The 21,565-nt window shown below is 71.6% G+C and carries 23 protein-coding genes and 1 tRNA gene; 9 read left to right on the top strand and 15 right to left on the bottom strand.

Annotated elements, in window-relative coordinates:
* The first annotated feature begins 19 nt into the window (after positions 1–19).
* Positions 20–1,027: a Leu/Phe/Val dehydrogenase gene (locus OJ997_RS25030; protein ID WP_270027992.1), complete on the top strand. Its 1,008-nt coding sequence runs from the start codon at positions 20–22 to the stop codon at positions 1,025–1,027.
* Here OJ997_RS25030 and OJ997_RS25025 read toward each other — a convergent pair whose 3' ends face one another.
* The 7 genes from OJ997_RS25025 to OJ997_RS24995 all read right to left on the bottom strand — a co-directional run bounded on the left by OJ997_RS25025 (position 1,028) and on the right by OJ997_RS24995 (position 6,124).
* On the bottom strand, positions 1,028–1,801 hold the full coding sequence (locus OJ997_RS25025; RefSeq protein WP_270027991.1) for a hypothetical protein: 774 nt from the start codon (positions 1,799–1,801) through the stop codon (positions 1,028–1,030).
* Between the two features lie 41 nt (positions 1,802–1,842).
* On the bottom strand, positions 1,843–2,583 hold the full coding sequence (locus tag OJ997_RS25020) for a LolA-like protein (RefSeq protein ID WP_270027989.1): 741 nt from the start codon (positions 2,581–2,583) through the stop codon (positions 1,843–1,845).
* A 10-nt stretch (positions 2,584–2,593) separates the two neighbouring features.
* Positions 2,594–3,271 (bottom strand): MBL fold metallo-hydrolase, encoded by a 678-nt coding sequence (locus tag OJ997_RS25015; RefSeq protein ID WP_270027987.1) that lies wholly within the window; start codon positions 3,269–3,271, stop codon positions 2,594–2,596.
* Positions 3,268–4,419 (bottom strand): PQQ-dependent sugar dehydrogenase, encoded by a 1,152-nt coding sequence (locus OJ997_RS25010; RefSeq protein WP_270027986.1) that lies wholly within the window; start codon positions 4,417–4,419, stop codon positions 3,268–3,270. The genes OJ997_RS25015 and OJ997_RS25010 overlap by 4 nt, the downstream gene beginning before the upstream one ends.
* Complete coding sequence (locus tag OJ997_RS25005; RefSeq protein WP_270027985.1) at positions 4,416–4,862, bottom strand: GAF domain-containing protein; 447 nt, start codon at positions 4,860–4,862, stop codon at positions 4,416–4,418. Before OJ997_RS25005 ends, OJ997_RS25010 begins: the two co-directional genes overlap by 4 nt.
* A 148-nt stretch (positions 4,863–5,010) precedes the next feature.
* The gene (locus OJ997_RS25000) at positions 5,011–5,415 is read right to left on the bottom strand and encodes a DUF3037 domain-containing protein (protein ID WP_270027984.1); all 405 of its coding nucleotides are present in this window, start codon (positions 5,413–5,415) and stop codon (positions 5,011–5,013) included.
* On the bottom strand, positions 5,402–6,124 hold the full coding sequence (locus tag OJ997_RS24995) for a HipA family kinase (protein WP_270027983.1): 723 nt from the start codon (positions 6,122–6,124) through the stop codon (positions 5,402–5,404). Before OJ997_RS24995 ends, OJ997_RS25000 begins: the two co-directional genes overlap by 14 nt.
* 21 nt (positions 6,125–6,145) lie before the next feature.
* Between OJ997_RS24995 and OJ997_RS24990 the strand changes: the two genes are divergently transcribed.
* Positions 6,146–8,044, top strand: a complete 1,899-nt coding sequence (locus OJ997_RS24990; protein WP_270027982.1) for an acetoacetate--CoA ligase — start codon at positions 6,146–6,148, stop codon at positions 8,042–8,044.
* 20 nt (positions 8,045–8,064) lie between these two features.
* Complete coding sequence (locus OJ997_RS24985; RefSeq protein ID WP_270027981.1) at positions 8,065–8,862, top strand: hypothetical protein; 798 nt, start codon at positions 8,065–8,067, stop codon at positions 8,860–8,862.
* On the opposite strand, the gene OJ997_RS24980 is transcribed toward OJ997_RS24985, so the two are convergent.
* Genes OJ997_RS24980 through OJ997_RS24970 form a run of 3 tightly spaced genes read right to left on the bottom strand, consistent with a single transcriptional unit; the run spans position 8,824 to position 10,716 of the window.
* Positions 8,824–9,006 carry a hypothetical protein gene (locus OJ997_RS24980; protein ID WP_270027980.1) on the bottom strand — a complete coding sequence of 61 codons (183 nt, stop codon included), beginning with the start codon at positions 9,004–9,006 and terminating at the stop codon, positions 8,824–8,826. The genes OJ997_RS24985 and OJ997_RS24980 overlap by 39 nt on opposite strands.
* The gene (locus OJ997_RS24975) at positions 9,003–10,214 is read right to left on the bottom strand and encodes a hypothetical protein (protein WP_270027979.1); all 1,212 of its coding nucleotides are present in this window, start codon (positions 10,212–10,214) and stop codon (positions 9,003–9,005) included. Before OJ997_RS24975 ends, OJ997_RS24980 begins: the two co-directional genes overlap by 4 nt.
* The gene (locus OJ997_RS24970) at positions 10,195–10,716 is read right to left on the bottom strand and encodes a DsbA family protein (protein WP_270027978.1); all 522 of its coding nucleotides are present in this window, start codon (positions 10,714–10,716) and stop codon (positions 10,195–10,197) included. The genes OJ997_RS24975 and OJ997_RS24970 overlap by 20 nt, the downstream gene beginning before the upstream one ends.
* A 79-nt stretch (positions 10,717–10,795) precedes the next feature.
* Between OJ997_RS24970 and OJ997_RS24965 the strand changes: the two genes are divergently transcribed.
* Entirely contained in the window at positions 10,796–11,890 is a 1,095-nt protein-coding gene (locus tag OJ997_RS24965; protein ID WP_270027977.1) for a sensor histidine kinase, read from the top strand.
* Here the strand turns inward: OJ997_RS24965 and OJ997_RS24960 are convergent.
* Complete coding sequence (locus tag OJ997_RS24960) at positions 11,862–12,332, bottom strand: Lrp/AsnC family transcriptional regulator (RefSeq protein ID WP_270027976.1); 471 nt, start codon at positions 12,330–12,332, stop codon at positions 11,862–11,864. The genes OJ997_RS24965 and OJ997_RS24960 overlap by 29 nt on opposite strands.
* 104 nt (positions 12,333–12,436) lie before the next feature.
* Here OJ997_RS24960 and OJ997_RS24955 point away from each other — a divergent pair, with 104 nt between their 5' ends.
* Positions 12,437–12,940, top strand: coding sequence for a universal stress protein (locus tag OJ997_RS24955; protein WP_270027975.1), 504 nt, complete (start codon positions 12,437–12,439; stop codon positions 12,938–12,940).
* Here OJ997_RS24955 and OJ997_RS24950 read toward each other — a convergent pair.
* From OJ997_RS24950 to OJ997_RS24940, 3 genes are all read right to left on the bottom strand, one after another.
* Positions 12,922–13,965 carry an Acg family FMN-binding oxidoreductase gene (locus OJ997_RS24950; protein WP_270027974.1) on the bottom strand — a complete coding sequence of 348 codons (1,044 nt, stop codon included), beginning with the start codon at positions 13,963–13,965 and terminating at the stop codon, positions 12,922–12,924. The genes OJ997_RS24955 and OJ997_RS24950 overlap by 19 nt on opposite strands.
* 126 nt (positions 13,966–14,091) lie before the next feature.
* A tRNA-Pro gene (locus OJ997_RS24945) sits at positions 14,092–14,165 on the bottom strand.
* A 20-nt stretch (positions 14,166–14,185) separates the two neighbouring features.
* A complete protein-coding gene (locus OJ997_RS24940) occupies positions 14,186–15,928 on the bottom strand; it encodes an RNA polymerase sigma factor (protein ID WP_270027973.1) in 1,743 nt (580 codons plus the stop codon).
* Between the two features lie 175 nt (positions 15,929–16,103).
* Between OJ997_RS24940 and OJ997_RS24935 the strand changes: the two genes are divergently transcribed.
* The 3 genes from OJ997_RS24935 to OJ997_RS24925 all read left to right on the top strand — a co-directional run bounded on the left by OJ997_RS24935 (position 16,104) and on the right by OJ997_RS24925 (position 19,004).
* Entirely contained in the window at positions 16,104–16,862 is a 759-nt protein-coding gene (locus OJ997_RS24935) for a Nif3-like dinuclear metal center hexameric protein (RefSeq protein WP_270027972.1), read from the top strand.
* Between the two features lie 102 nt (positions 16,863–16,964).
* Positions 16,965–17,138, top strand: coding sequence for a hypothetical protein (locus OJ997_RS24930; protein WP_270027971.1), 174 nt, complete (start codon positions 16,965–16,967; stop codon positions 17,136–17,138).
* A 72-nt stretch (positions 17,139–17,210) separates the two neighbouring features.
* Positions 17,211–19,004, top strand: a complete 1,794-nt coding sequence (locus OJ997_RS24925; protein ID WP_270027970.1) for an AMP-dependent synthetase/ligase — start codon at positions 17,211–17,213, stop codon at positions 19,002–19,004.
* Here the strand turns inward: OJ997_RS24925 and OJ997_RS24920 are convergent.
* Positions 18,992–20,230 (bottom strand): patatin-like phospholipase family protein, encoded by a 1,239-nt coding sequence (locus tag OJ997_RS24920; RefSeq protein ID WP_270027969.1) that lies wholly within the window; start codon positions 20,228–20,230, stop codon positions 18,992–18,994. The genes OJ997_RS24925 and OJ997_RS24920 overlap by 13 nt on opposite strands.
* A 129-nt stretch (positions 20,231–20,359) precedes the next feature.
* Between OJ997_RS24920 and dacB the strand changes: the two genes are divergently transcribed.
* Positions 20,360–21,562: a D-alanyl-D-alanine carboxypeptidase/D-alanyl-D-alanine endopeptidase gene (gene dacB, locus OJ997_RS24915; RefSeq protein WP_270027968.1), complete on the top strand. Its 1,203-nt coding sequence runs from the start codon at positions 20,360–20,362 to the stop codon at positions 21,560–21,562.
* Positions 21,563–21,565: the final 3 nt, after the last annotated feature.

The following is a 21,565-nucleotide window of genomic DNA, read 5'->3' as shown; positions in this document are numbered from 1 at the left end:
GCCCCTCGCACACGAGACGTTGCTGGTCCGCCGCGGCCGGCGGAGCGGCCTGTTCACGATGGTCGCCGTGCACAGCACGGCGCGTGGACCGTCGCTCGGCGGGTGCCGGATGTGGACGTACGACGACTCGCGCGCCGCGATGCGGGACGTGCTGCGCCTCAGCCGCGCGATGACGTTCAAGGCCGCCGTGGCCGGGCTCCCGCTCGGCGGTGGCAAGGGCGTGATCATGCTGCGGCCGGACGAGGCGGTGCTCACGCCCGAGCGCCGCGAGGCCGCGCTCCTGGACTTCGGCGACACCGTCGAGTCGCTCGGCGGCGACTATCTGACCGCCGAAGACGTCGGCACGTCCGAGGAGGCGATGGAGACGATCGCCACGCGGACCAAGCACGTGACGGGTCTGGCCGCCGGATCGGGCGATCCCAGCCCGTGGACGGCGCTCGGCTGCGAGGTCTCGCTGCGCACGACGTGCGAGTACGCGTTCGGCACGAGCGACCTGAGCGGCCGCACGGTCGCCGTGATCGGGCTCGGCAACGTCGGCGCGCGGCTCGCGGAGCTCCTGCACGAGGGCGGCGCGGAGCTGATCGTCGCCGACGTCGACCAGAGCAAGCGCGAGCTCGCGGAGCGCCTCGGCGCGACCTGGACGGACCCACACACCGCGATGACCGCCGAGGTCGACGTGCTCGCCCCGTGCGCGCTCGGCGGCGTGCTCAACGACGACACGCTGCCCGCCCTGCGCTGCAAGGCGATCGCCGGCGCCGCCAACAACCAGCTGGCCTCGGACGAGCTGGACACCGCGCTCGCCGAGCGCGGCATCCTCTGGGCGCCGGACTTCGTCTGCAACGCCGGCGGCCTCATCAACATCGCCGTCGAGCTCGAGCCCGACGGCTACTCCACCGAACGCGCCGACACCAACGTGCGCGCGGTCGGCGACACGCTGCGCCAGATCTTCGACAGCGCGGCGTCGAGCAACACGACGCCGCTGCGCGCCGCGCTCGAGTTGGGCCGCGAGCGGCTCAGCGCCGCCTGATCACGCCTCGTCGGCCTCCATCGCGCGGTTGAACTCCTCCTCGGAGACGACCTCGCGCTCCGGCGGCGGCCGGAAGTCGGCGGGGACGCCGAACGCCACGTTCTCGACGTGCGACGTCACCTTCGAGCCACCCGCCTCGGCGCTCATGGTCACCTTCTCGATCGAGCCGTCGTCGCCGATCCAGGCGTCGACCGGCGCGAGCAGGTCCTGCCGGCCGAGGAGCCGCTCGAAGTTCGCGTCGGTCTCGCCGCCGATCCGGTCGGCCAGGTCCTTCGCGCTGAGCTTGCCCCGGTAGTGGGTCAGCTTGCGCCCGCCGGCCGTCGACTCGCCGAGGTTCTCGACCGTGTCCGACTCGCGCAGGAAGTCGATGAAGTCCGGCAGCGTGAGCGTCTCCACCATCGCCGTCTGCTCGACCATGTGCACCCAGCGCTTGCCCTCGGGCAGCAGGTGGGTGATCTCCGGCATCTCGATCCAGACGTCCTCGCCGACGGCGAGGATGTTCTGCTCGATCGTTCCCTGTCCCTCGAACGTCGACTGCACCTCCATGAAGCCGCGCCGACCCGTCGCGTCGCGCACCATGGACCCGCGCATCACCGTCCGCTCGCCGTTCTCGATCGTCTCGATGCGGATGTCCATGCCGGCGTTCTCGTGCTCGAGACGGTCCGCGGCGCGCGCGAGGGCGCCGTCGCCGGAGATGAGGAAGACGCCGGCGACGATGGCGACGGCCACGCCGGCCAGGATGCTGCCGGCGACGATGAGCTTCACGGGGCGCATGCGCTCCGGATACCCTCATCGCCGGTTCATCGCACCGGAACTCAGCTCTGGCTGAAGATCCCGACCTCGGCGTCGTCGACGGTCTCGCCGGCCGGCGGGGCCTTGATCGAGCTCGTGTCGACGTCGTACTCGAAGTCGTCCATGGTGATCGTGGCCTTCCCGCCCTCGATCACGAGGTCCATCTTGATCCGCAGCGCGTTCCCGTTGGGGTCGAGCCAGACCTCGAGCGGCGTCTTGCCGGCGTCGCCGAACGCGTCCGGGCCCCGGCCCAGTCGCTTGGCGGCGGCCGCGAGGTCCACCGCGCCGACGTAGTGCGTCGCCTTCACGCCGTCGATCTCGGTCTCGCCGCGCTTCTCGATGTCGGTCGCGGCCTCGCAGAAGGCCATCAGGTCCTCGAAGGACATCGAGCCGAGGTCGGCCATGGCCTCGTCGGTGGCGTGCACCCAGCGCTTGCCCTCGGGGAGCAGCTCCGTGAAGCTCGGGCTGGAGACCCACAGGTCCTTGCCGACCATGACGAGCGTCTGCGAGATGTCCGCGCCGCCGACGCCGCCTTTGAGGTCCATCTTGTAGCGCTTGAGGTCGGCGCTCTGCAGCGCGGTGCCCTTCATCGTCACGTCCGTGCCCTGGACGGACATCGCCATCGTCATGGTCGAGCGGACGCTCTTGCCCTGCATCCGGTCCGCCGCGTTGGCGAAGGACACGCCCTCGCCTCCGAGCGCGAACACCCCGACGACGACCGCCGCCAATACCGCGGCCACCATGCCGCCAATCAGGATTCTCATCTCGCGATCATTACATGCGGAGATTTCCCTCTTGTTGCAATTTGGCCAGGTGGGCGCGGAGCGTGATCGCGGCGAACGGGCGGACCGCGGCGGGGGCGTCCGGCCACGCGCCGTCGAGCAGCGCCTCCTCGTCGTCCGGGGCGATGCCCGACTCCAGCGCGGCACGCAACTTGCGCTCGCGCTCGGCCCGATGCGCGAGGTACTCGTCGAGCTTGGCGGCCGGGTCGTCGATCTCGTCGCCGTGCCCCGGGTGGATGCGCTCGAGGCCGAGCGCGCGCAGGCGCCGCAGGCCTTCGAGGTACTCGCGCAGGCGGCCGCTGACGAACACGCTGCCCTCGCCGAGCACGGCGTCGCCGGTGAAGGCGTGGGCGCCCGCGATGAAGACCACGTGGTCGTCGGCGTGGCCGGGCAGGGCCATCACGGTGAACGGGCCGACCGTGTCGCCGTCCCGCGCGTCGACGATCGTGACGCCGAGCCGCGCGGCCAGCTCGGGCGCCGCCTCCGAGTGGTCGGCGTGCGAGTGCGTGAGGACGATGCCGCGCGGCTCCGGTCCCACCGCCGCGATCACCGCCGCGAGATGCGAGTCCAGCGCCGGCCCCGGGTCCACCACCCAGCCGTCGACGACGTAGGTGTTCGTCCCCGAGAGCGTGAGCGGGCTCGGGTTGTCAGCCCGGACGCGGGTGATCATCGTTCTTCGAGACGGTAGACCGGCCCGTTGAGCGAGATCGCGTAGACGCGCCCCTGGCTGTCCTCGCCGAACGAGGACAGCTGCTCGACCTCGAGCCCGGTGTCCTGCGGCTCGCCGTCCGGGAGCTCCGCGCGCCGGAGCGTGCCGCGGCACAGGTCGCCGTAGACGTAGTCGCCCGACCAGCTACGCAGCGCGGGGTCGCGAATCACGTAGCCGCCGGTGATCGAGCAGTTGCCGTCGGCGTGCGACTCGTCGATGACGGGCTCGATCGCGCCCTCGGCCTCCTCGCCCTCCGTGTAGCGATCCGAGCCCTCGAAGACGCGCCAGCCGAAGTTCGCGCCCGCGCCCTCCCCCGCGGCGACCCAGTCGATCTCCTCGACCGCGTTCTGGCCGACGTCGCCGATCGTCAGGTCGCCCGTCTGGCGGTCGAAGCTGAACCGCCACGGGTTGCGCAGGCCGTAGCTGTAGATCTCGCCGCGTGCGCCCTCGCGGTCGACGAACGGGTTGTCGGACGGGATCGTGTACGGATTCGAGCCGTTGGGCGCCGGGTCGATCCGCAGGATCTTGCCGAGGAGCGTGTCCAGCGCCTGCCCGTTCCCGCGCTCCCCGTGCTGGTCGCCGCCGCCACCGCCGTCACCCATGCCGACGTACAGCAGATCGTCGGGACCGAAGGTGATCATCCCGCCGTTGTGGTTGGGCTCGGAGTCCTCCTGGGAGATCAGCACCCGCTCGGAGTCCGGATCGGCGGTGTCCTCGTCCGCGCGCTTGTACTCCGCGAGCGTGTTCGCCCCGTCCTGATCCGTGTAGTAGACGTAGAACAGGCCGGACGCGCCGTAGTCGGGCGGAAACGCGAGCCCGAGCAGGCCCTGCTCGCTGCTGGAGCTGACCTTGTCGCTGATGTCGAGGAACGGCTCGTCGCGTCCGACGATCCGGATCGTGCCGCCCTTCTCGACGACGAACACGCGCGTGTTGTCGTCGGGCGGGGACGCGACGAACAGCGGCGCCTCGAAGGTCCCGATCTCGCGCAGCGCGACGCCCGACGGAGCGGTCGTCGCCCGCGGCGGCTCGCCGCCGCCGTTGCCGTTGCCGCTGTCGCCGCAGCCGGCGAGCAGCGCCGCCGCGGCCGCGAGGGTCGCCAGGCGCCTCACAGGACGGGGCGCAGGCTCTCGACCAGGCCTTGCAGGAACCGCACGTCCGCCTCGCCGAGATCGGGCCGGACCTCGTGCGCGAGGCAGCAGAGCACGTAGGCCCGGGCGTCGGCGGTGGTGAACGGCACGCCGATGTAGGCGCGGACCTCGCCCGCCTGCACACCGCGCAGCGACGGCTCAGCCTGCACGTCCGGCACCACCGAGTCGATCTGCCCGTTCAGCAGCCGGTCGCAGATCGTGTCGCTCAGCGGCACGGCGCGCCCCTGGTAGGGCCCGACACCCGCCTGCCAGCGGATGTGCTCCCGGCCGCCACGGACCTCGGTGAGCAGCGCGGTGTCCGCGCCGAGCTCGTCCATCGCCATCTGCAGCTTGGCGTGCACCTGCTCGTCCGTGCGGCTCTCGGCCGGGCGCGGGCCGACAGGCGGCGACGTCCGGCGCAGCACGGTTCCGCAGGCGGGGCAATTGCCTTCACTGACGATGTACGTCGGAAGGCCACAGCTGGAGCACGTCAGGTAGGGCATCCGGCGAAGTCGAGTCTAGGCGGCGGGGCCGACGAGATGACACATCGACCGTACTACGTCCAAAGAGCGGTCAGCGTTCCACCAGCCGGACGAAAAGACGAGCCAGCTCGCCCTCCGGGTCGCGCGTGAGCCCGGTGTGGACCGGGCCGGGCTGGACGATCGTGCTCGCGGGCGCGACGAGCCAGTGGAAGCGCTCGGAAGCCGGCAGCTGCGCGATCGGGCCGCCGCGCTCGTCGCCTGCCGCGATCCGCTCCATCGTCGTCAGCAACGTGGCCACGGCGGTCGGCTCGCAGTCCGGGGAGAGCGCGCGCAGCAGCGCCGTGTCGAGCTGGGTGCGCGCGCCGAGGAAGCGCAGCGGGCGGCAGAACAGCACGACGCCGGCGTTCACGGCCTCCCCCCGCTCGACGCGCGGGACGATGCGCAGCGCCGCGTACTGGAACGGCGCGCGCTTGGCGGGAGCCTCAGGCGCGGACACGCTCGGCCTCCTCGGCCCACACGCGCGGGCTCTCGAGCCGGGCGCGCAGGAACTCCCCGTACTGCTCGCCGTTCGCCCAGTCGGCCGGCACGAGCGACGCGGCGCGCGTGGGGTCGGCCTTGCCCACGAGGCGCTCGTCGGCCGCGGCGATGCTCGAGGCGGCGGGCAGCAGCACGTGGTCGCGGATCGCCGGGAACGCACCGCGGGAGCGGGTGAGCGGGTCCGGGCCGTGGAAGGCGTACAGCGAGGCGCCGTGGTCGATCAGCCACAGGTTCCGGTGCCAGCGCAGCAGGTTCGGGTTGCGCGGCGTGCGGTCCACGTTCGTGATCAGCGCGTCGAGCCACACGACGTCCGCGGCCAGGTCGGCGGCCGGCGGCTCGGTCGGGTTGTACGGGAGCGAGCCGGGCAGGAAGTCGACGCCGAGGTTGATGCCCGCGGACGCGGCGATCAGCTCCTGGATCTCCGGGTCGGGCTCCGCCGCGCCCAGGGCGGGGTCCAGCTCGATCAGCACGAGCTCGGGCACCGGCAGGCCGAGGTCGCGCGCCAGCTCGCCCGCCACGATCTCGGCGGCCAACGCCTTCGGCCCCTGCCCCGCGCCGCGGAACTTGAGCACGTACAGGCCGTCGTCGTCGGCCTCGACGATGCCCGGCAGGGAGCCGCCCTCGCGCAGCGGGGTGACGTAGCGCGTGGCGGTCACCGTACGCAGCACGCGTGGAATGATGGCGGACCGATGACGCCGCCGGTTCTGTGGACTCCGCCCGACTCGCTCCTGCAGCGCTGCGAGCTCGGCGCCTACCGCCGCGAGCGCGGCTTCGACACCTACGAGGCGCTGTGGCGCTGGTCGGTCACCGAGACCGAGGCGTTCTGGGCCTCGATCTGGGACCGCTACGGCGTGGGCGAGCGCGGCGAGACCGTGCTGGCGAGCGCCGAGATGCCCGGCGCGCAGTGGTTCCCGGGCACGCTCGTCAACTACGCCGAGCACGCGTTCCGTGATCGCGATCCGGCGGCGCTCGCGATCATCGCGGGCGGCGAGGACCGCGAGGACGCGCCCATCACCTGGGGCGAGCTGCAGGAGCAGACGCGGCGGATCGCGGCCGGGCTGCGCGCGCTCGGCGTGACCAAGGGCGATCGTGTGGCCGCCTACCTGCCGAACATCCCCGAGACCGTCGCCGCGTTCCTGGCGACGGCGTCGCTCGGCGCCGTGTGGTCGAGCTGCTCGCCGGACTTCGGCTCGCGCAGCGTGATCGACCGCTTCGCGCAGATCGAGCCCAAGGTGTTGATCGCCGTGCGGCGGTACCGCTACAACGGCCGCGAGTTCGACCGCAGCGAGGCGCTGGCCGAGATCACCGCCGAGATGCCCGGCGCGCGGACGTTCATCCTCGGCGAGGACGAGTGGCCGGCCACCGATGCGCCGCTCACGTTCGAGAAGGTCCCCTTCGACCACCCGCTGTGGGTGCTCTACAGCTCCGGCACGACCGGCCTGCCGAAGGCGATCGTCCAGTCCCAGGGCGGCATCCTGCTCGAGCACCTGAAGGTGCTGCGCCTGCACGCCGACGCCCAGCGCGGCGACCGGCTGTTCTGGTTCACGACGACCGGCTGGATGATGTGGAACTACATCGTCTCCGGCCTGCTCACGGACGCCACGATCCTGCTCTACGACGGCTCGCCCGGCTACCCGTCGCTCGACGCGCTATGGGACTTCGCGGCGCGCACGCGGATGACCAGCTTCGGCACGAGCGCGAGCTACATCGGCGCCTGCATGAAGGCCGGCGTCGAGCCCGCGGCCGGCCGCGACCTCAGCGCGCTGAAGGCCGTCGGCTCAACCGGCTCGCCGCTCTCCCCCGAGGGCTTCCGCTGGGTCTACGAGCACGTCGGCGAGGACACGTGGCTGTTCTCGATGTCCGGCGGCACCGACCTGTGCACGGCGTTCGTCGGCGGCGTGGCCGAGCTGCCGGTCTACGAGGGCGAGCTGCAGGCGCGCTCGCTCGGCGCGGCCGTGGAGTCGTGGGACCCGGACGGGCAGCCGCACATCGGCGAGGTCGGCGAGCTCGTCCTCACCAAGCCGATGCCCTCGATGCCGATCTACTTCTGGGGCGACGCGGACGGCGCCAAGTACCGCGAGGCGTACTTCGACACCTACCCGGGCGTCTGGCGCCACGGCGACTGGATCGAGATCACCGAGCGCGGCACGGCGATCATCAGCGGCCGCTCCGACGCGACCATCAACCGCGGCGGCATCCGCATGGGCACGGCGGAGATCTACCGCGCCGTGCTCGCGGTCGATGCGGTCACCGACGCGCTCGTGGTCGACGTGCCGGTCGAGGGCGAGGACGCGTGGATGCCGCTGTTCGTGGTGCTGCGCGACGGCGAGGAGCTCACCGACGACGTGATCAAGGCCATCCGCACGCGGGTGCGCGAGGACTGCTCCCCGCGCCACGTCCCGAGCGACATCATCGAGGTCGCGGAGGTCCCGCGCACGCTGTCGGGCAAGGTGCTCGAGCTGCCCGTGAAGCGGATCCTGATGGGCACGCCGCCCGAGCAGGCGGCCTCGCGCGACTCGCTCGCGAACCCCGCCGCGCTCGACCCGTTCGTGGAGCTGGCGGCCAGCCGTACTAGCGGCACGGGGTGATCTGTGGGACCGTCGGCGCGATGGTCCAACCGCTCACGAGAATCGGCATCTGGATCCTGTTTTGGCTCGCGGCCGCCAACGGGATCTTCCTCTACCTCGCGCCCGGCCTGGCCGACACCGAGTACGCGTGGGCGATCAAGCCCGCCGTCAACGCCGCCTTCATCGGCGCGGGCTTCCTCGCCGGCACGCTCGCGACCGGGCTCGTGCTCTGGCGCGCACGCGAGTGGCGCACGTTCTCGACGCTGCCGATCGCGCTCTGGGTGCTCGCCAGCTCGCTCGCGCTCGCGACGTTCATCCACGAGGACCGCTTCTTCTGGGACTACCCGCTCACGTGGGTGTGGACGGCGGTCTACGTCGGCGTGCCGTTCGCGGTGCCGTTCCTGGTGTGGCGCCAGCGGCGGGACGCGGAGGCCAAGCCGGCCGCGAGCTGCAAGCTGAAGGGGCTGCGGATCACGTCCGCGATCGTCGGCGCCGCGCTGCTGATCGGCTCCGTCGCGCTGTTCCTGTTCCCCGCGGACCTGCTGGAGCACTGGCCGTGGACGCTCACACCGCTGCTCGCCCGCGCCGTCGCCGCCTGGTACGCGCTGTTCGGGACGATGCTCGTCAGCTGCGCGATCGGGCTCCGGCGCCCGCACGAGGCCTTCATCCCCTACGCGACGCTCACGTGCTGGACCGTGCTGCTGCTCGCGCTCCCGCTCCTGCACCCGGACGACGTCTCGGCCGGCGGCCCGTGGCTCGCGCTGATGCTCGCGCTGCTCGCGCTGGGCGCCTACGGGGTGCTACGCAGCGCCGCCGGCTTCTTCGCGGCGCGCACGTGAGCGCTTGAGCGCCGCGCGCGCCTGCTCGCCCGTGATCGGCTTGAGCGCCGGCAACGCGAGCTCCGCGCCCTGCGCCACGCCCGAGCGTTCCTTGATCCCCTTGAGGGACTTGGGCTCGCGGCGGAAGAAGTCGTGAAGACTCATGGGCGCTTGGCGGTCGCCGGTGCACGGGCGACCTCAATGGACAGGATACCCGCCGCGAGCACGGCCACAACCGCGCCGACACCCCAGGTCACGTCCAGCAGCGTTGCCGAGCCACGGAACGCGAGCACCGCGCCCGCGAGCACGGCCGCGATCGTCGCCAGCGCGAGCAGCATCCGGTACGGCGCGAGCACGAGCTGGACGAGCGGATGCTCCCCGGCGCGCAGCACGAGGCTCGAGAACACGGCCGAGATCGACAGCAGCACCGCCACCGCCGGGCCGCCGGTCGTCGCGATCCCGTGCAGGTCCGCGAACAGGAACGCCAGCCCGAGCTCGAGCGCGATCACCCACGCCACCAGCATCGCCGGCACGAGGAAGCCGCCGCGCTCGGTCGCGTAGCGCACGCTCAGCCCTGGCTCCGCGCTCGTCTCCGCGCCCGCGACGTAGTGCAGGCCGGGCCGGTCGGAGTCCCGCGGCCCCTCGAGCAGCAGGTCGCCCGAGCGGTTGTCGACGATGTCCGCGCTGCGGGCCCGCATACCGTCCGGCACCGCCAGCTCGACGTGGTAGCTCGCGGCCTCCGAGCAGCCCTGCGTGCCGTAGAAGTGCGAGAAGCGGTCGGGATGCCCGAGCGGCTCGTCGTAGGCGAACTTGACCACGCGCCGGCGGCTGACGTCCGTCAGCACCGCGCACAGCAGGAACCCGCTCGTCAGCGTGGTCGCCAGCGCCGCGAACTCCGGCGCCCGGGCGGCGACCTCGGCGACGCGGGCGTTCATGACCGGGCCGTCGTCAGGCCCCGCGGCGAGCACGCGCTCGATCAGGTCGTCCATGTCGACGTCCAGCTCGGCGCCTTCGAGGTCGATGTCGAGCACCATGTACAGCAGCTCGCGCGCGATCAGCTGCACCTCGTCCGAGCGCATCAGCGGCAGCGCGTAGCCGTCCTCGCCGAGCAGGTCGAAGTGGACGAGCTTGCGCTTGTCGAGCACCGCGAGCGGGACGACCCACTGGCCGTCGCCCAGCGCGAGCTCCGCGCGGTGCTCGCGCGGCACCGTGAAGTCGACCGACACCGAGCGCCGCACCTGCTCGTGCGAGAGCACCTCGATCGTCTCCACGCGCCGGTGGCGCCAGGCGGCCTGCCGCGTCAGCAGCGCGGCGAAGCCGACCGCGATCTCACCCGCACGCTCCTCGAGGACCTCACCCGGCCAGGGCTGCACGCAGCGCGCCCTCCAGCGCCTCCGGCTCGGTGCCGCCCTCCCAGCGCACACCCTCGATGAAGATCGCGGGCGCGTGGCGCACCCCGGAGTCGACCGCGCTGCGGATGTTGTCGACGATCCGGTCGGCGTGGCGCTCGTCCATCATGTTCTCCATCAGCGTCGCCACGTCGAGGCCGATCTGCGCCGCGTAGTTGAGGAGGTCCGGGACGCCCAGTGCGTCCTGGCGAGCGAACAGGACGTGGTGGAAGGCCCAGAACGCGTCCTGCACGCCGGCGCACTCGGCGGCGAGTGCGGCGCCGTTGGCGTTCGGGTGCTCCTCGGCCATCGGCAGGTGCCGCCACGCGTAGACGAACCCGTCCCAGCGCTCGCGCAGGGCCGTGATGCCCGCGTGCGCGGTGGCGGAGGCCGGGTCCTCGTAGTCGCCGAACAGCACGAGCACCGGGCCCTCGGTGCCGACGTGGTGGTCGTAGCTGCGGATGAAGGGAGGCGTGAGCGTCAACAAGGGGTGGTAACCGTACCCGTCGGTGAGGCTGTACCCCTGGTTGGGGCCATGTCCGCGTCCGTACCATCGCGGTCGCCGTATGGCCGCCCATCCCGTCGAGAGCTCCCTCCTCTCCCGCCTCGCCGCCGGCACGGCCGGTGCCGTCGGCAAGGAGTTCCTGCGCTGCCTGGTGACCGAGCTGGCGGGCGCCCTGAACGCCGACGTGGCGTTCGTCGCCGAGACCTGCGGGGACGGCGAGGCGTGCACGCTCGCGAGCGCGTGCCGGCCCGGCATCGAGCTGCGCGAGGGTCAGGTCTTCACGCTCGCCGGCACGCCGTGCGAGGACGCGTACACGCACCCGCTGCTGCTCGTCTCGCGCGGTGCGCGGCTGCGCTACCCCGAGGACCCGTTCCTGCGCCGCCACGCGCTCGACGGCTACCTGGCGGTGGCGCTGCGGGACGCGCGGGGTTCTGCCATCGGCCACATCGGCGTGATCTCCAGCCGGCTCCCGCTGAAGCCCGCGCCGGCCGAGCTGCAGGCGCTGCAGATCTTCGCGGCGCGCGCGGGTGCCGAGCTCGAGCGCCGTCGGCACGAGGTCGCCCTGCTGCGGGCCGCCGACGAGGAGCGCCGGCGGATCGGGCGCGACCTGCACGACGGCGCGCAGCAGCGGCTCGTCGTGCTCGGCCAGGCGCTGGATCTCGCCCTGCGCGAGCTGGAGGCCGACCCGGGCAAGGCCGTCGCGCGCCTGTCCGCCGCGCGCGAGCAGGCCGTGATCGCCGGGCGGGAGCTGCGCGAGCTCGCCCACGGGCTGCACCCGGTCGGGCTCGAGCGCGGGCTGCGGCCCGCGCTGTCCACCCTGGCGGTGCAGTCGCCGCTGCCGGTGCGGATCGAGGCGCTTCCGGAGGTACGGCCGTCGGCGGTGACCGAGGCGACGATCTGGTTCCTCGTCTCGGAGGCGCTGACGAACGCGATCAAGCACGCGGCGGCGACCGAGCTGCGCGTGCGGGTGACGCACGTCGACGACGAGCTGTATGTCGCCATCGCCGACGACGGGCGCGGCGGCGCCTGCCCGTCGCGCGGCACCGGCCTTCAGGGCCTGCGGGCGCGCGTGGAGGCGCTCGGCGGGTCTTTGGAGGTGCGCAGCCCGCGCGGCGCGGGCACGGCGCTCACGGCTCGTCTGCGCCCGCGGCCTTGATCAGCGGGTCGATCCGGTAGGGGATCTGCCGCGTCATCGAGATCGAGCTCGTCGAGCGCTGGATCGCGCCCGTGTGCAGCATCGCGTTGATCACGTCCTGCAGGTGGGTGTTGTCGCGCGCCACGACCCGGCAGAGGATGTCGCTGTTGCCGGTCACGCCGTGCGCCTCGAGTACCTCGGGCACGCGCCGCAGGCCCTCGATCGCCTCGTCCAGGCGCCCCTGCACGATCTCCAGCGCGATGAACGCGAGCACCGGGTAGCCCATCTCGGCCGGCTCGCACTCGGGCCCGAAGCCCGTGATCACGTTGCGCGAGACGAGCTTGTCCAGCCGCGCCTGCACGGTGCCGCGCGCGACGCCGAGCCGGCGCGCGACCTCCACCAGGCCGATGCGCGGATGCGCCCGCAGGGTGAGCAGCAGCCGCGAGTCCAGGCCGTCGATCATCCGCGCCAGATTAGTGGGCGATCCCCATCAGCCGCATAGTTGGGGTCGAGTACCCACACGAAACGCCTCCGATGGGCTTATAGTCGCCTCTTGGAGAGGCTCAGATGAGCAGTGTGTACCGCAACATCCTGGTGGCGGTGGACGGGTCGCCCGACGGCGAGGCCGCCCTCGCGCATGCGTCCGCCCTGGCGCGCGATCAACGCGCCCGCCTCACGCTGCTGACGGCGATTCCGCCCATGCCCGCGACGGCGCTGCTGGCCACGGGCGCCGCCCCGCCCCGCAACGAGGTCGTCAAGCACTACACCGAGCTGCTGCGCCGCGCGACCGACTCGCTGCCCGAAGACGTCAGCGTCACCACCCTGCTCGTCGAAGGCCCCGCGGCCAAGGCGCTGATCGAGCGCGCCCGCTCCGGCGCCTTCGACCTGATCGTGATGGGCTCGCACGGCCATGGCCGCCTGCACCAGTCGCTGCTGGGCTGCGTCTCGCAGAAGGTCCTGCACGCCAGCCCGATCCCCGTGCTGCTCACGCGCGCTCCGGCCGAGGAGCCGGCGGTGCTGCCGACGCCGACGCGCGAGAGCGCGCTCGACATCTACCCGCTGACGGGCTGAGCCACCTCGGCGGCGGGGCGGCGGGGGCTCAGACGGCGGCCGTTCGCGCCGCTCGGGTAGCCGAGCCGGAACGCGGCGAGCAGCTCCCAGCCGTCGGGCACGAGCTGCTGCGTCGCGGTGGTGAAGACGGGCTCGAGGCCGAGCTCGCGTTCGCGGTCGGCGCGCTCGGTGAGCTGGTTCATGTGCCCGAGCGCAAGGCCGTTCGCGGTCGCCCAGAGGTGCACGCGCTGCAGGAGGCGCCCGCCGGTGATGCGCGCGCGGTCGTCGCCGGCGTCGGGGACCGCGACGAACCCGTAGGCGGCCGCCGTGCGCGTCTGGACGGTCTCGGTGTTCTTGACCCAGAAGGCGTCCGCTCGCGAGCGGGACGTGGCGGGCAGGAGCTTCGCGACCGCGGTCGTGAGCGCCGGCATGCCCATCACGTCGAGCGTGAGGCCGTCCTTGTGGCGGCGGATGTCGGAGCGGGAGGAGCGGAAGAGGCGGTAGCTGTCGCGGGACTGGGCCTCGTCGCGCGTGACGGCACGCGCGGCGTCGACCATCAGCCGCCCGACGTGCGCGGTGTCGGCGGCCCAGACGAGCCGTGTGCCCGGCTCGGCCAGCGCCGCCATCTCCGTCAGCGTCGCGGCGGGGAGCGGACCGGGCGCGAACGCGGAGCGGTCCGTGTGCCGGTGCGGGATCGCCTCGTACAGCGGACCGCGCTCGGTCGGGCCCGGCGCGAGCGCGACGTGCGCGGCGTGGCCGGGCGCGGGCAGCAGCGTGACCGTCGGCGCGTAGCCGTTCGCGTACGCGGCGAGCAGCAGGTTCTCCAGCGCGCACCCGAGCCCGACGTACAGCTCGCGGTGGAACGGGTCGAGCGCGCCGGTCGAGCGGGACAGGTCGGCGAACACGTCGATCGCGTCGTCGCCGACCTGAAACGTCCACGCCTGGCTGTTGTGGGGGTTCGCGGCCAGCACGGCCGCGGCGACGAGCGCCGCCGGTCCGCGTTCCACCTGCCAGTCCTGCCATGCGCTGTAGGCGGGTCCCTTCATGGCGCCCACGCTATGGCGCCGACAGGGCTGCTTCATCCGTGCTTTCCACGGACCCGTGAAACGAAGAAGGCCCCGCCGGGGCGGGGCCTTCTTCATGTCCTTTTCGGGTGAAAGGACCGCTCTGTATCGGGGCGCCCGGATTTGAACCGGGGACCTCGCCGACCCGAACGGCGCGCGCTACCAGGCTGCGCCACGCCCCGAACGGAGAGCAGTCTAGCCATCAGCCTCCGGGGGGCGGTGTGGAGGCCCCCGTGACTAGCTGAACGGCGCTGATCACCTGGCCGGTCGTCGCGTCCAGCGTGTACAGGACGCCGGCCACGACCTTCTGCACGACCTTGGTGGTGCCCTCGACGATCTTGTCCACTTTGTCGGTGGTCTTGTCGACCGTCTCGGCGACGGGTCCGGGGCCGGTCACGGTCTCCACGGTGTCGTCGACGGCCTGCGTCGTCTGCTGCGTGACCTGGTTGACGCCCTCGGTGACCTGGTTCGTGGTCTCCTCGACCGCGTCCGTGGTCTCGTCGACCGTCTGCTGGACGTTGTCGGTGGTCTCCTTGACGACGTTGCGGGCGGGCGCGGTGGCCTTGGAGATGTCCTCCTTGACCTGCTCGGAGGGCTTCTTCTTGGCGGCCGGCTTGTTCGCCGCGGGCTTGTCGTCGGCATCCGGGTTCGAACCCGCCGCCACGACCGGCGTGCCGGGCGCGTTCGTCGTCGGCGGCTGCGTGCCGCCGACGTTGTTGCCCGCGCCGCCCTTGCCGCCCGGGGAGGCGCCGCTCACGCCGCCGCCACGCGCAGCGGCGTCCTTGACGGCGCCGCCGTCATCGCCACGCCGCGTGCCCGAGGACGAGCCGCCGTTGTTGCTGCCGTCGGTCTCGGCGCGCTCGCGCGACGTGCTCGCGGGCGTCGGCGTCGCGGTCTTGGCCGGCGCCGCGGTGCGGCTCGCGCGCTGGGTGGACGACTCCAGCGCGGCCGGCGCGGCCGGACCGCCGCTCGCGACCTCTTTGACGCCGACCCCGGCGCCCACGCTCGCCACGAGCACGGCCGCGCCCGCGGCGGCCTTGCCCCAGCCGCTCTGGAGGTGGTCGGAGACCATCGGCAGGTGCTGCATGAACGCCGCGCCGCGCCCACTCGGCGGCGACGACGTGGACGCGGACGCCGCCGTGTCGGCCTCGCGCCGGAACTTGGCGAAGATCGGGAACGGCAGGATGCCGGCGACCTTGTTGGCCACGCGCTCGCGCACGGACGGGCGGGCGAACAGCTCGCGGTCCAGCCCGGCGGCCATCGCCTCACGCCGGCACGGCTGGCAGTGCGAGAGGTGGCGGGCGAGCCGGCGCGTGTCGCGCGTGCCCAGCCGCGACTCCACGGCCGTGACGATGATGCCCTGGATGCGCAGGCAGCGGGCACCGGAGACGATGTCGTCGTACTCCTCGGTCAGGCGACGGCGCGCGCGGAACAGCGTCGACTCTACGGCCGGGCGACTCATGCCCATGCGCTCACCGATCTGCGCGTAGCTCAGCCCTTCGAGCTCACGCAGGACCAGGATCTCGTGATGCGTCTCGGACAGCCCGCCGAACGCGCCGCAGAGGCTGTCGAGCTCCTGCTTGGCCGCGACGGCGGCGTCGGGCGACGCGCCCGGCGCCACGAGCTTGGAGTGATCCGCCGGCGCGAGGCCGTCGTCGGCGTCGTAGGAGACCTCCTCCGTGCGCCGGGAGCGCCGGAAGGCGTCGATGCAGGAGTTCTTGGCGATCTGGTAGAGCCACGGCTTGAACGCCAGCGGCTGCTCGGTCTCGCGCATGCGCCGCAGGGCGGAGAGGAAGACCTCCTGCGTGACGTCCTCGGCGCGCCCGTGGTCCTTGACCATGCCGAGCACGTACGCGTGGATGCGTCGGTGGTAGCGCTCGTAGAGCTCCTCGAACGCGCGATCGTCGCCGCGGCGTACACGCGCCACGAGCTTCTGATCGGCCACGCCCGGGTGTTCAGCGCTGTCGATTGTCGGCGCCGGCTCGGCACCGCTCGTTCCCCTACCCACCGTGGTCCTCCTGCGCGGACTCTGATCTACTCACCCGTCCACCCGGCCCTGACAACCGGGTGTTCTGGACAACACGAATGGAGATCGCCCGAAGTCCAGGGCCGCAAACCCGATGGCGCAGATAACGGACATTTTGTCCACCCTCGACGAACTCCTGAATCCGCGGGATTTCGCCGATCTCGGCCCGAACGGGCTCCAGGTTCCCGGCGCGCGCGAGGTCACCCGCGTCGTCACGGGCGTGTCCGCGCGGCGCGCGCTGCACGAGCGCGCGGTGGAATTGGGTGCCGAGCTCGTGCTCGTCCACCACGGGCTGTTCTGGGACTTCCACCCCACGGGCCTGACGCCGCTGCTGGCCGAGCGGCTCCGCCCGCTCTTCAAGCACGACATCAACCTCGTCGCCTACCACCTCCCGCTCGACGCGCACCCCGAGGTGGGCAACAACGCGCTCCTCGTGGAGGCGCTCGGGTGTGTGGATCGGGAGCCGTTCGGCACCTACAAGGGCCGGCCGATCGGGAGCCGTGGACGCTTCCCCGAGCCGATCTCCCCCGAGGAGCTGCGCACACGTGTCGCCACGGTGACCGGGCGCGAGCCGCTCCTTCTCGGACTGCGCGCTATGGACATCTCCACTATTGGGATCGTGTCAGGTTCAGCCGCTGACACTCTGCACGAGGCGGCGGAGCTCGGGCTCGACGCGTTCCTGACCGGCGAGCCGCGCGAGCACATCGCCGCAGACGCCGAGGAGCTGGGAATTTGCTTTGTGGCGGCGGGTCACTACGCCACGGAGACGTTCGGTGTACGCGCGCTCGGCGACCTGCTGGCAGACCGGTTTGGGGTGGATCACGTTTTCGTGGAGCTTTCCAACCCGGTCTAGCCCACGTTTAGTTCAGGTTGAGCAGATCCCAGTTGTCGTCATCCGGTGAAGGCGCTACCGTCCCCTGACACGTGGCAAACCTCACCAGGAGGACTCGTACTGATGGCAATCCATCTCACGCCCACGGAGCTCGCTCGCGAAGCCGATATGGAACGGCGTGACGTGATCGAGAAGTGCATGGAACTGGGCGTGCCGATCTTCCAAGGCAGGATCGACAAAACCCTGTTCATGGCGACCCTGGAAGAGTCAGGAACCAGGCAGGTAGCGACGGCGTAAGACTGCGGCGCGGCGCGCGCCGCAAAGGTAGGCTCGCTCCTCTCTAGACAGGGTCTTGAGGAGGAGAACGAGATGCAGCAGACCACGACGTCTGGGCGGGCCGGAGCATCGACCGGCTCGCGGACGATCGCCGACATCGTGAGCCTGGCCGCCGAGCGCTATGGAGAGCAGCCGGCGGCCCGTTTCAAGCGCGATGGCGAGTGGGTGGACCTCAGCTATGGAGGCCTCTCCGAGATCGTCTCGGAGATCGCCCGCGGGCTGATCGACCTCGGCCTCGCTCCCGGTGAGCGGGTCGCGCTCCTGTGCACCACGCGCGTCGAGTGGACGTTCGCCGACTTCGGCATCACGTCGGCGGGCGGCGTCGTCGTGCCGATCTACCCCACCAACTCCCCCGAGGAGTGCGCGTGGGTGGCCGGCAACTCCGAGTCGCGCTTCGCGATCGCCGAGAACGCCGAGCAGGTCGCCAAGCTCGTCGCCGTCCGCGACCAGCTGCCGAAGCTGGAGGCGATCATCGCGATCGAGCCCGCCGCCGGCGCGCTCTCCCTGGACGAGCTGCGCGAGCGCGGCCGTGCGCGGGACGCCGGCGAGGTGGCCGAGCGGGTCGCCGCCGTCTCGCCCGAGGACCCGTACACGATCATCTACACGTCGGGCACGACCGGGCCGCCGAAGGGCTGCGTGCTCAGCCAGGGCAACTACCGCACGGTCACCCGTATGTGCGAGGAGGTCGGCGTCATCGAGGCCGGTGAGCCCGTCTACCTCTTCCTCCCGCTCGCCCACTCTTACGCGCTGCTGATCCAGCTGCTGTGCGTGGACCTCGGCGCCCCGCTCATCTACTGGAGCGGCGACCCGGACCAGATCGTGCCGGACCTGATGGCGACCAAGCCGATGTTCCTGCCGAGCGTGCCGCGCATCTTCGAGAAGATCTACACGCTGGTCACGAGCAACAACGACCCGGCGAAGATCGCCGCCGCGACCCAGCTCGGGCTGCAGGTGCGACGGCTGCGCGAAGCCGGCCAGGACGTCCCGGCGCCGCTCGCCGCCGCGTTCGAGCAGGCCGACGCCGAGCTCTACGTCAACGTCCGCGGCATCTTCGGCGGGCGCTTGAAGCAGGCCACCTCCGGCGCCGCCCCGATCGCCAAGGAGATCCTCGAGTTCTTCTACGCGTGCGGCGCGCCCGTGCTCGAGGGCTACGGCATGACCGAGACCTCGACCGTCACCACCGCCTCGACGATCGCCGACCACAAGCTCGGCACCGTCGGCCGCGCCCTGCCCGGCTCAGAGCTCAAGATCGCCGACGACGGCGAGGTGCTCGTGCGCGGCCCGCACATCTTCGGCGGCTACTACGGCAAGTCCGACACGACCTCGTTCGGCGAGATCTCCAGCGACGGCTGGCTCCACACCGGCGATCTCGGCTCCCTCGACGAGGACGGCTACCTCTCGATCACGGGCCGCAAGAAGGACATCATGATCACCGCGGGCGGCAAGAACCTCACGCCCGCCAACGTCGAGAACGACCTCAAGCGCTCCCGCTGGATCTCCCAGGCGGTGATGTACGCTGACCGCCGCCCGTTCCCGGTCGCGCTCCTCACGCTCGACCCCGACGAGATCGTCCACTTCGCCCGCGAGCACTCGCTCCCCGAGGACCTCGCCACGCTCTCGACCGACCCGCAGGTCCTCGCCCTCATCCAGGCCGAGGTCGACCGCGTGAACGAGCGCTACGCCCAGGTCGAGCAGATCAAGAAGTTCTTCCTCCTCGACCACGACCTCTCCCAGGAGACGGGCGAGCTCACGCCGACCCTGAAGGTCAAGCGCAACGTGATCAACGACCTGTACGCCAGCGAGTTCGACGCGCTCTACGCGTCCTGAGACGACTGGCGCAGGAGCGCGCCGGTCGTCTGCTCCAGGATCCTCCGCCAGGCGCGGGTCTTCTCGCGCTCGGCGGAGAAGTGGCGGACGACCTTGCGGACGCGGGTGGCGGAGATGTCGATGCCGTGGCGGCGGCAGACCTCGCGCAGTTCGTCGTAATCCGTCGCGAGCTTGAGGGTGACCGACTCGAAGCCGTGGCGGGCGACGTCGACGCGGGAGGCGAAGTTGAGGATGTTCGTCTGGAACATCAGCTCGTCGTCGGCGTCGGGCTCGATCAGGACGATGTCGACGCCCGGGTAGCGCTCCTTCCAGTGCGAGGCCATCTCGTGGAGGCGCTGGTAGGCGAGGAGCTTGAAGGCCTGGTAGCCGATCTTCGGGAAGCCCATGTCGCTGACGCGGCGGACTCGGGTGCCGAAGAGGGTCGGGATCGTCTTCGAGAAGTCGTTGACGAACGGGACGAGCGGGTTGACGACCACGATGAACTTCGCGCCCGCCTCGACGGCGATGTCCAGATTCGTCGTGGAGACGATGCCGCCGTCGACCAACTCGCGGTCGCGGACGCGGTAGGGCGAGTAGATCATCGGCAGCGCGGTGCTCGCGCGGACGGCGGCGGAGATCGGGATGTCGTCCCAGCCCTCGGCGCCGAGGACGATCCGCTCGCACGTGTCGAGGTCGGTCGCGGCGAGGTAGAGCTCGCGCTTGAGCAGGCGGAAGTCGTCCGTGCGCCCCTCGGCCGCGAGCGCCTTGCGCAGGTACTCCTCGATGCCCTCACCCGTGTAGATGCCTGAGGGAAGGGCATCGCCCAGTGCGAGGGCGAGATCGACCGCGCTGAACGAGCCTATCGAGGACACGACGTCACGCGCCATGCTGACCGCGTGCAGCGGCAGCTTGAGCGCGCGCAGCGCGAACTCGGTCTTGTTGAAGCGCAGCAGCATCTCGCGCTGGATCGGCGGCAGCGAGTACGGCACCTGGTCGTTGACCGTGCGCATCATCTGCTCGGGCGAGACGCCGTTGGCCGCGAGGGAGGCGATCAGCGCGCCCGCGCTCGTGCCGACGTAGATGTCGAACTGGTTGACCGAGCGGTTCGACGACAGCAGATCCAGGGCCCGCAGGGCGCCGATCTGGTAGACGCCGCCGGTGAAGCCGCCCCCGCCGAGCACCAGGGCGGTGCGCGAAGAGCGGCGCTTGCGACGGGCGGGAGCGTTCATCTCGACGACGTTGCTCACGCACGCCAGTGTATGCGCGCGGCGGGAGTCCGAGCCGCTAGGCGAGGACTCCCATCGACGCGAGCCCGCAAGGCGAGCGTCGACCGAGACTTTCCGGACGCCGCCGGGTTTCGTAGGCTCGACATGCGCATGGCTCGTCTCTTCGCCCTCGTGGCGCTCATCCTCGCTGTCCTGGCCGCGCCCGCGCAGGCCGCGACCCTCGCCGAGACCAAGCGGGTCCTGGCGCGCGAGATGGCGCGCGCGGGCACCTACAGCGGCGCCCTCGTGGTCGATCTGGGCAGCGGCCAGGAGATCTACGCCAGCAAGGCCGACACCAAGCGCATGCCGGCGTCCGTCGAGAAGCTCTACACGAGCGCGACCGCGATGCTGCTGTACGGGCCGGAGGCCACGCTGAGCACGTCCGTGCTCGCGAACGCGCTGCCGGACGCGACGGGCACGATCACCGGCAACCTCGTGCTGCGCGGCGGCGGGGACCCGACGTTCGGCACCACCGCGGCCGCCGACCTGGCGCAGAAGCTCGCCGACGCCGGCCTCACGGAGATCACGGGCCGCGTGGTCGGCGACGAGTCCGCGTTCGACGCGTTCCGCGGCCCGCCCTCCTCGCGCTTCCAGACCTCGAGCGACGTCGGCACGCTGTCCGCGCTCGCGTTCAACCACGGCCGCACCGGCCGGTCGAGCCCCTACTGGCAGACGAGCCCGGCCCGCTTCGCCGCCGACGCGTTCGAGAAGGCGCTCGAGCGCCGCGGCGTCAAGATCAAGGGCTCCGCGCGCTCCGGGCTCGCGACCACGGGCATGGTGCCGTTCAGCGAGCACACCTCGCCGAGCATTGCGACGATCGCGCGCCAGATGAACCAACCGTCGGACAACTTCATCGCCGAGATGCTGATCAAGGGCATCGGCGCGCAGTTCGGCGGCGAGGGCTCGACCGCGGCCGGCGGCAAGGTCATGCGCGACACCCTCGCCCAGTTCGGCATCAGCCCGAAGATCGACGACGGCTCCGGCCTCTCGCGCCAGAACCGCACTTCCCCGCGTGAGGTCGTGCAGATGCTGTCCGGGATGGCCGAGTCCGAGCACGCGGAGGCGTTCGACGCGTCGCTGGCCGTGATCGGCCGCAACGGCACCGTCTCCGGCCGCATGCGCGGCACCGCGGCGCAGGACAACTGCCACGCCAAGACCGGCACGCTGCGCGACGTCTCGGCGCTCGCGGGCTACTGCACGACGACCGGTGGCGAGCGCGTGGCGTTCGCGTTCATGATGAACCGCGTGTATCCCGCCGGCGCCCGCGCGATCCAGGACCGCATGACCGCGGCCCTCGCGCGCTACGACAACTAGAAA

This window comes from Solirubrobacter phytolaccae, from assembly GCF_027587195.1.
Classification (GTDB): Bacteria; Actinomycetota; Thermoleophilia; order Solirubrobacterales; family Solirubrobacteraceae; genus Solirubrobacter; species Solirubrobacter phytolaccae.
The sequence above is the reverse complement of the archived record's forward strand: the minus strand, read 5'-3'. Positions and strand labels throughout refer to the sequence as shown.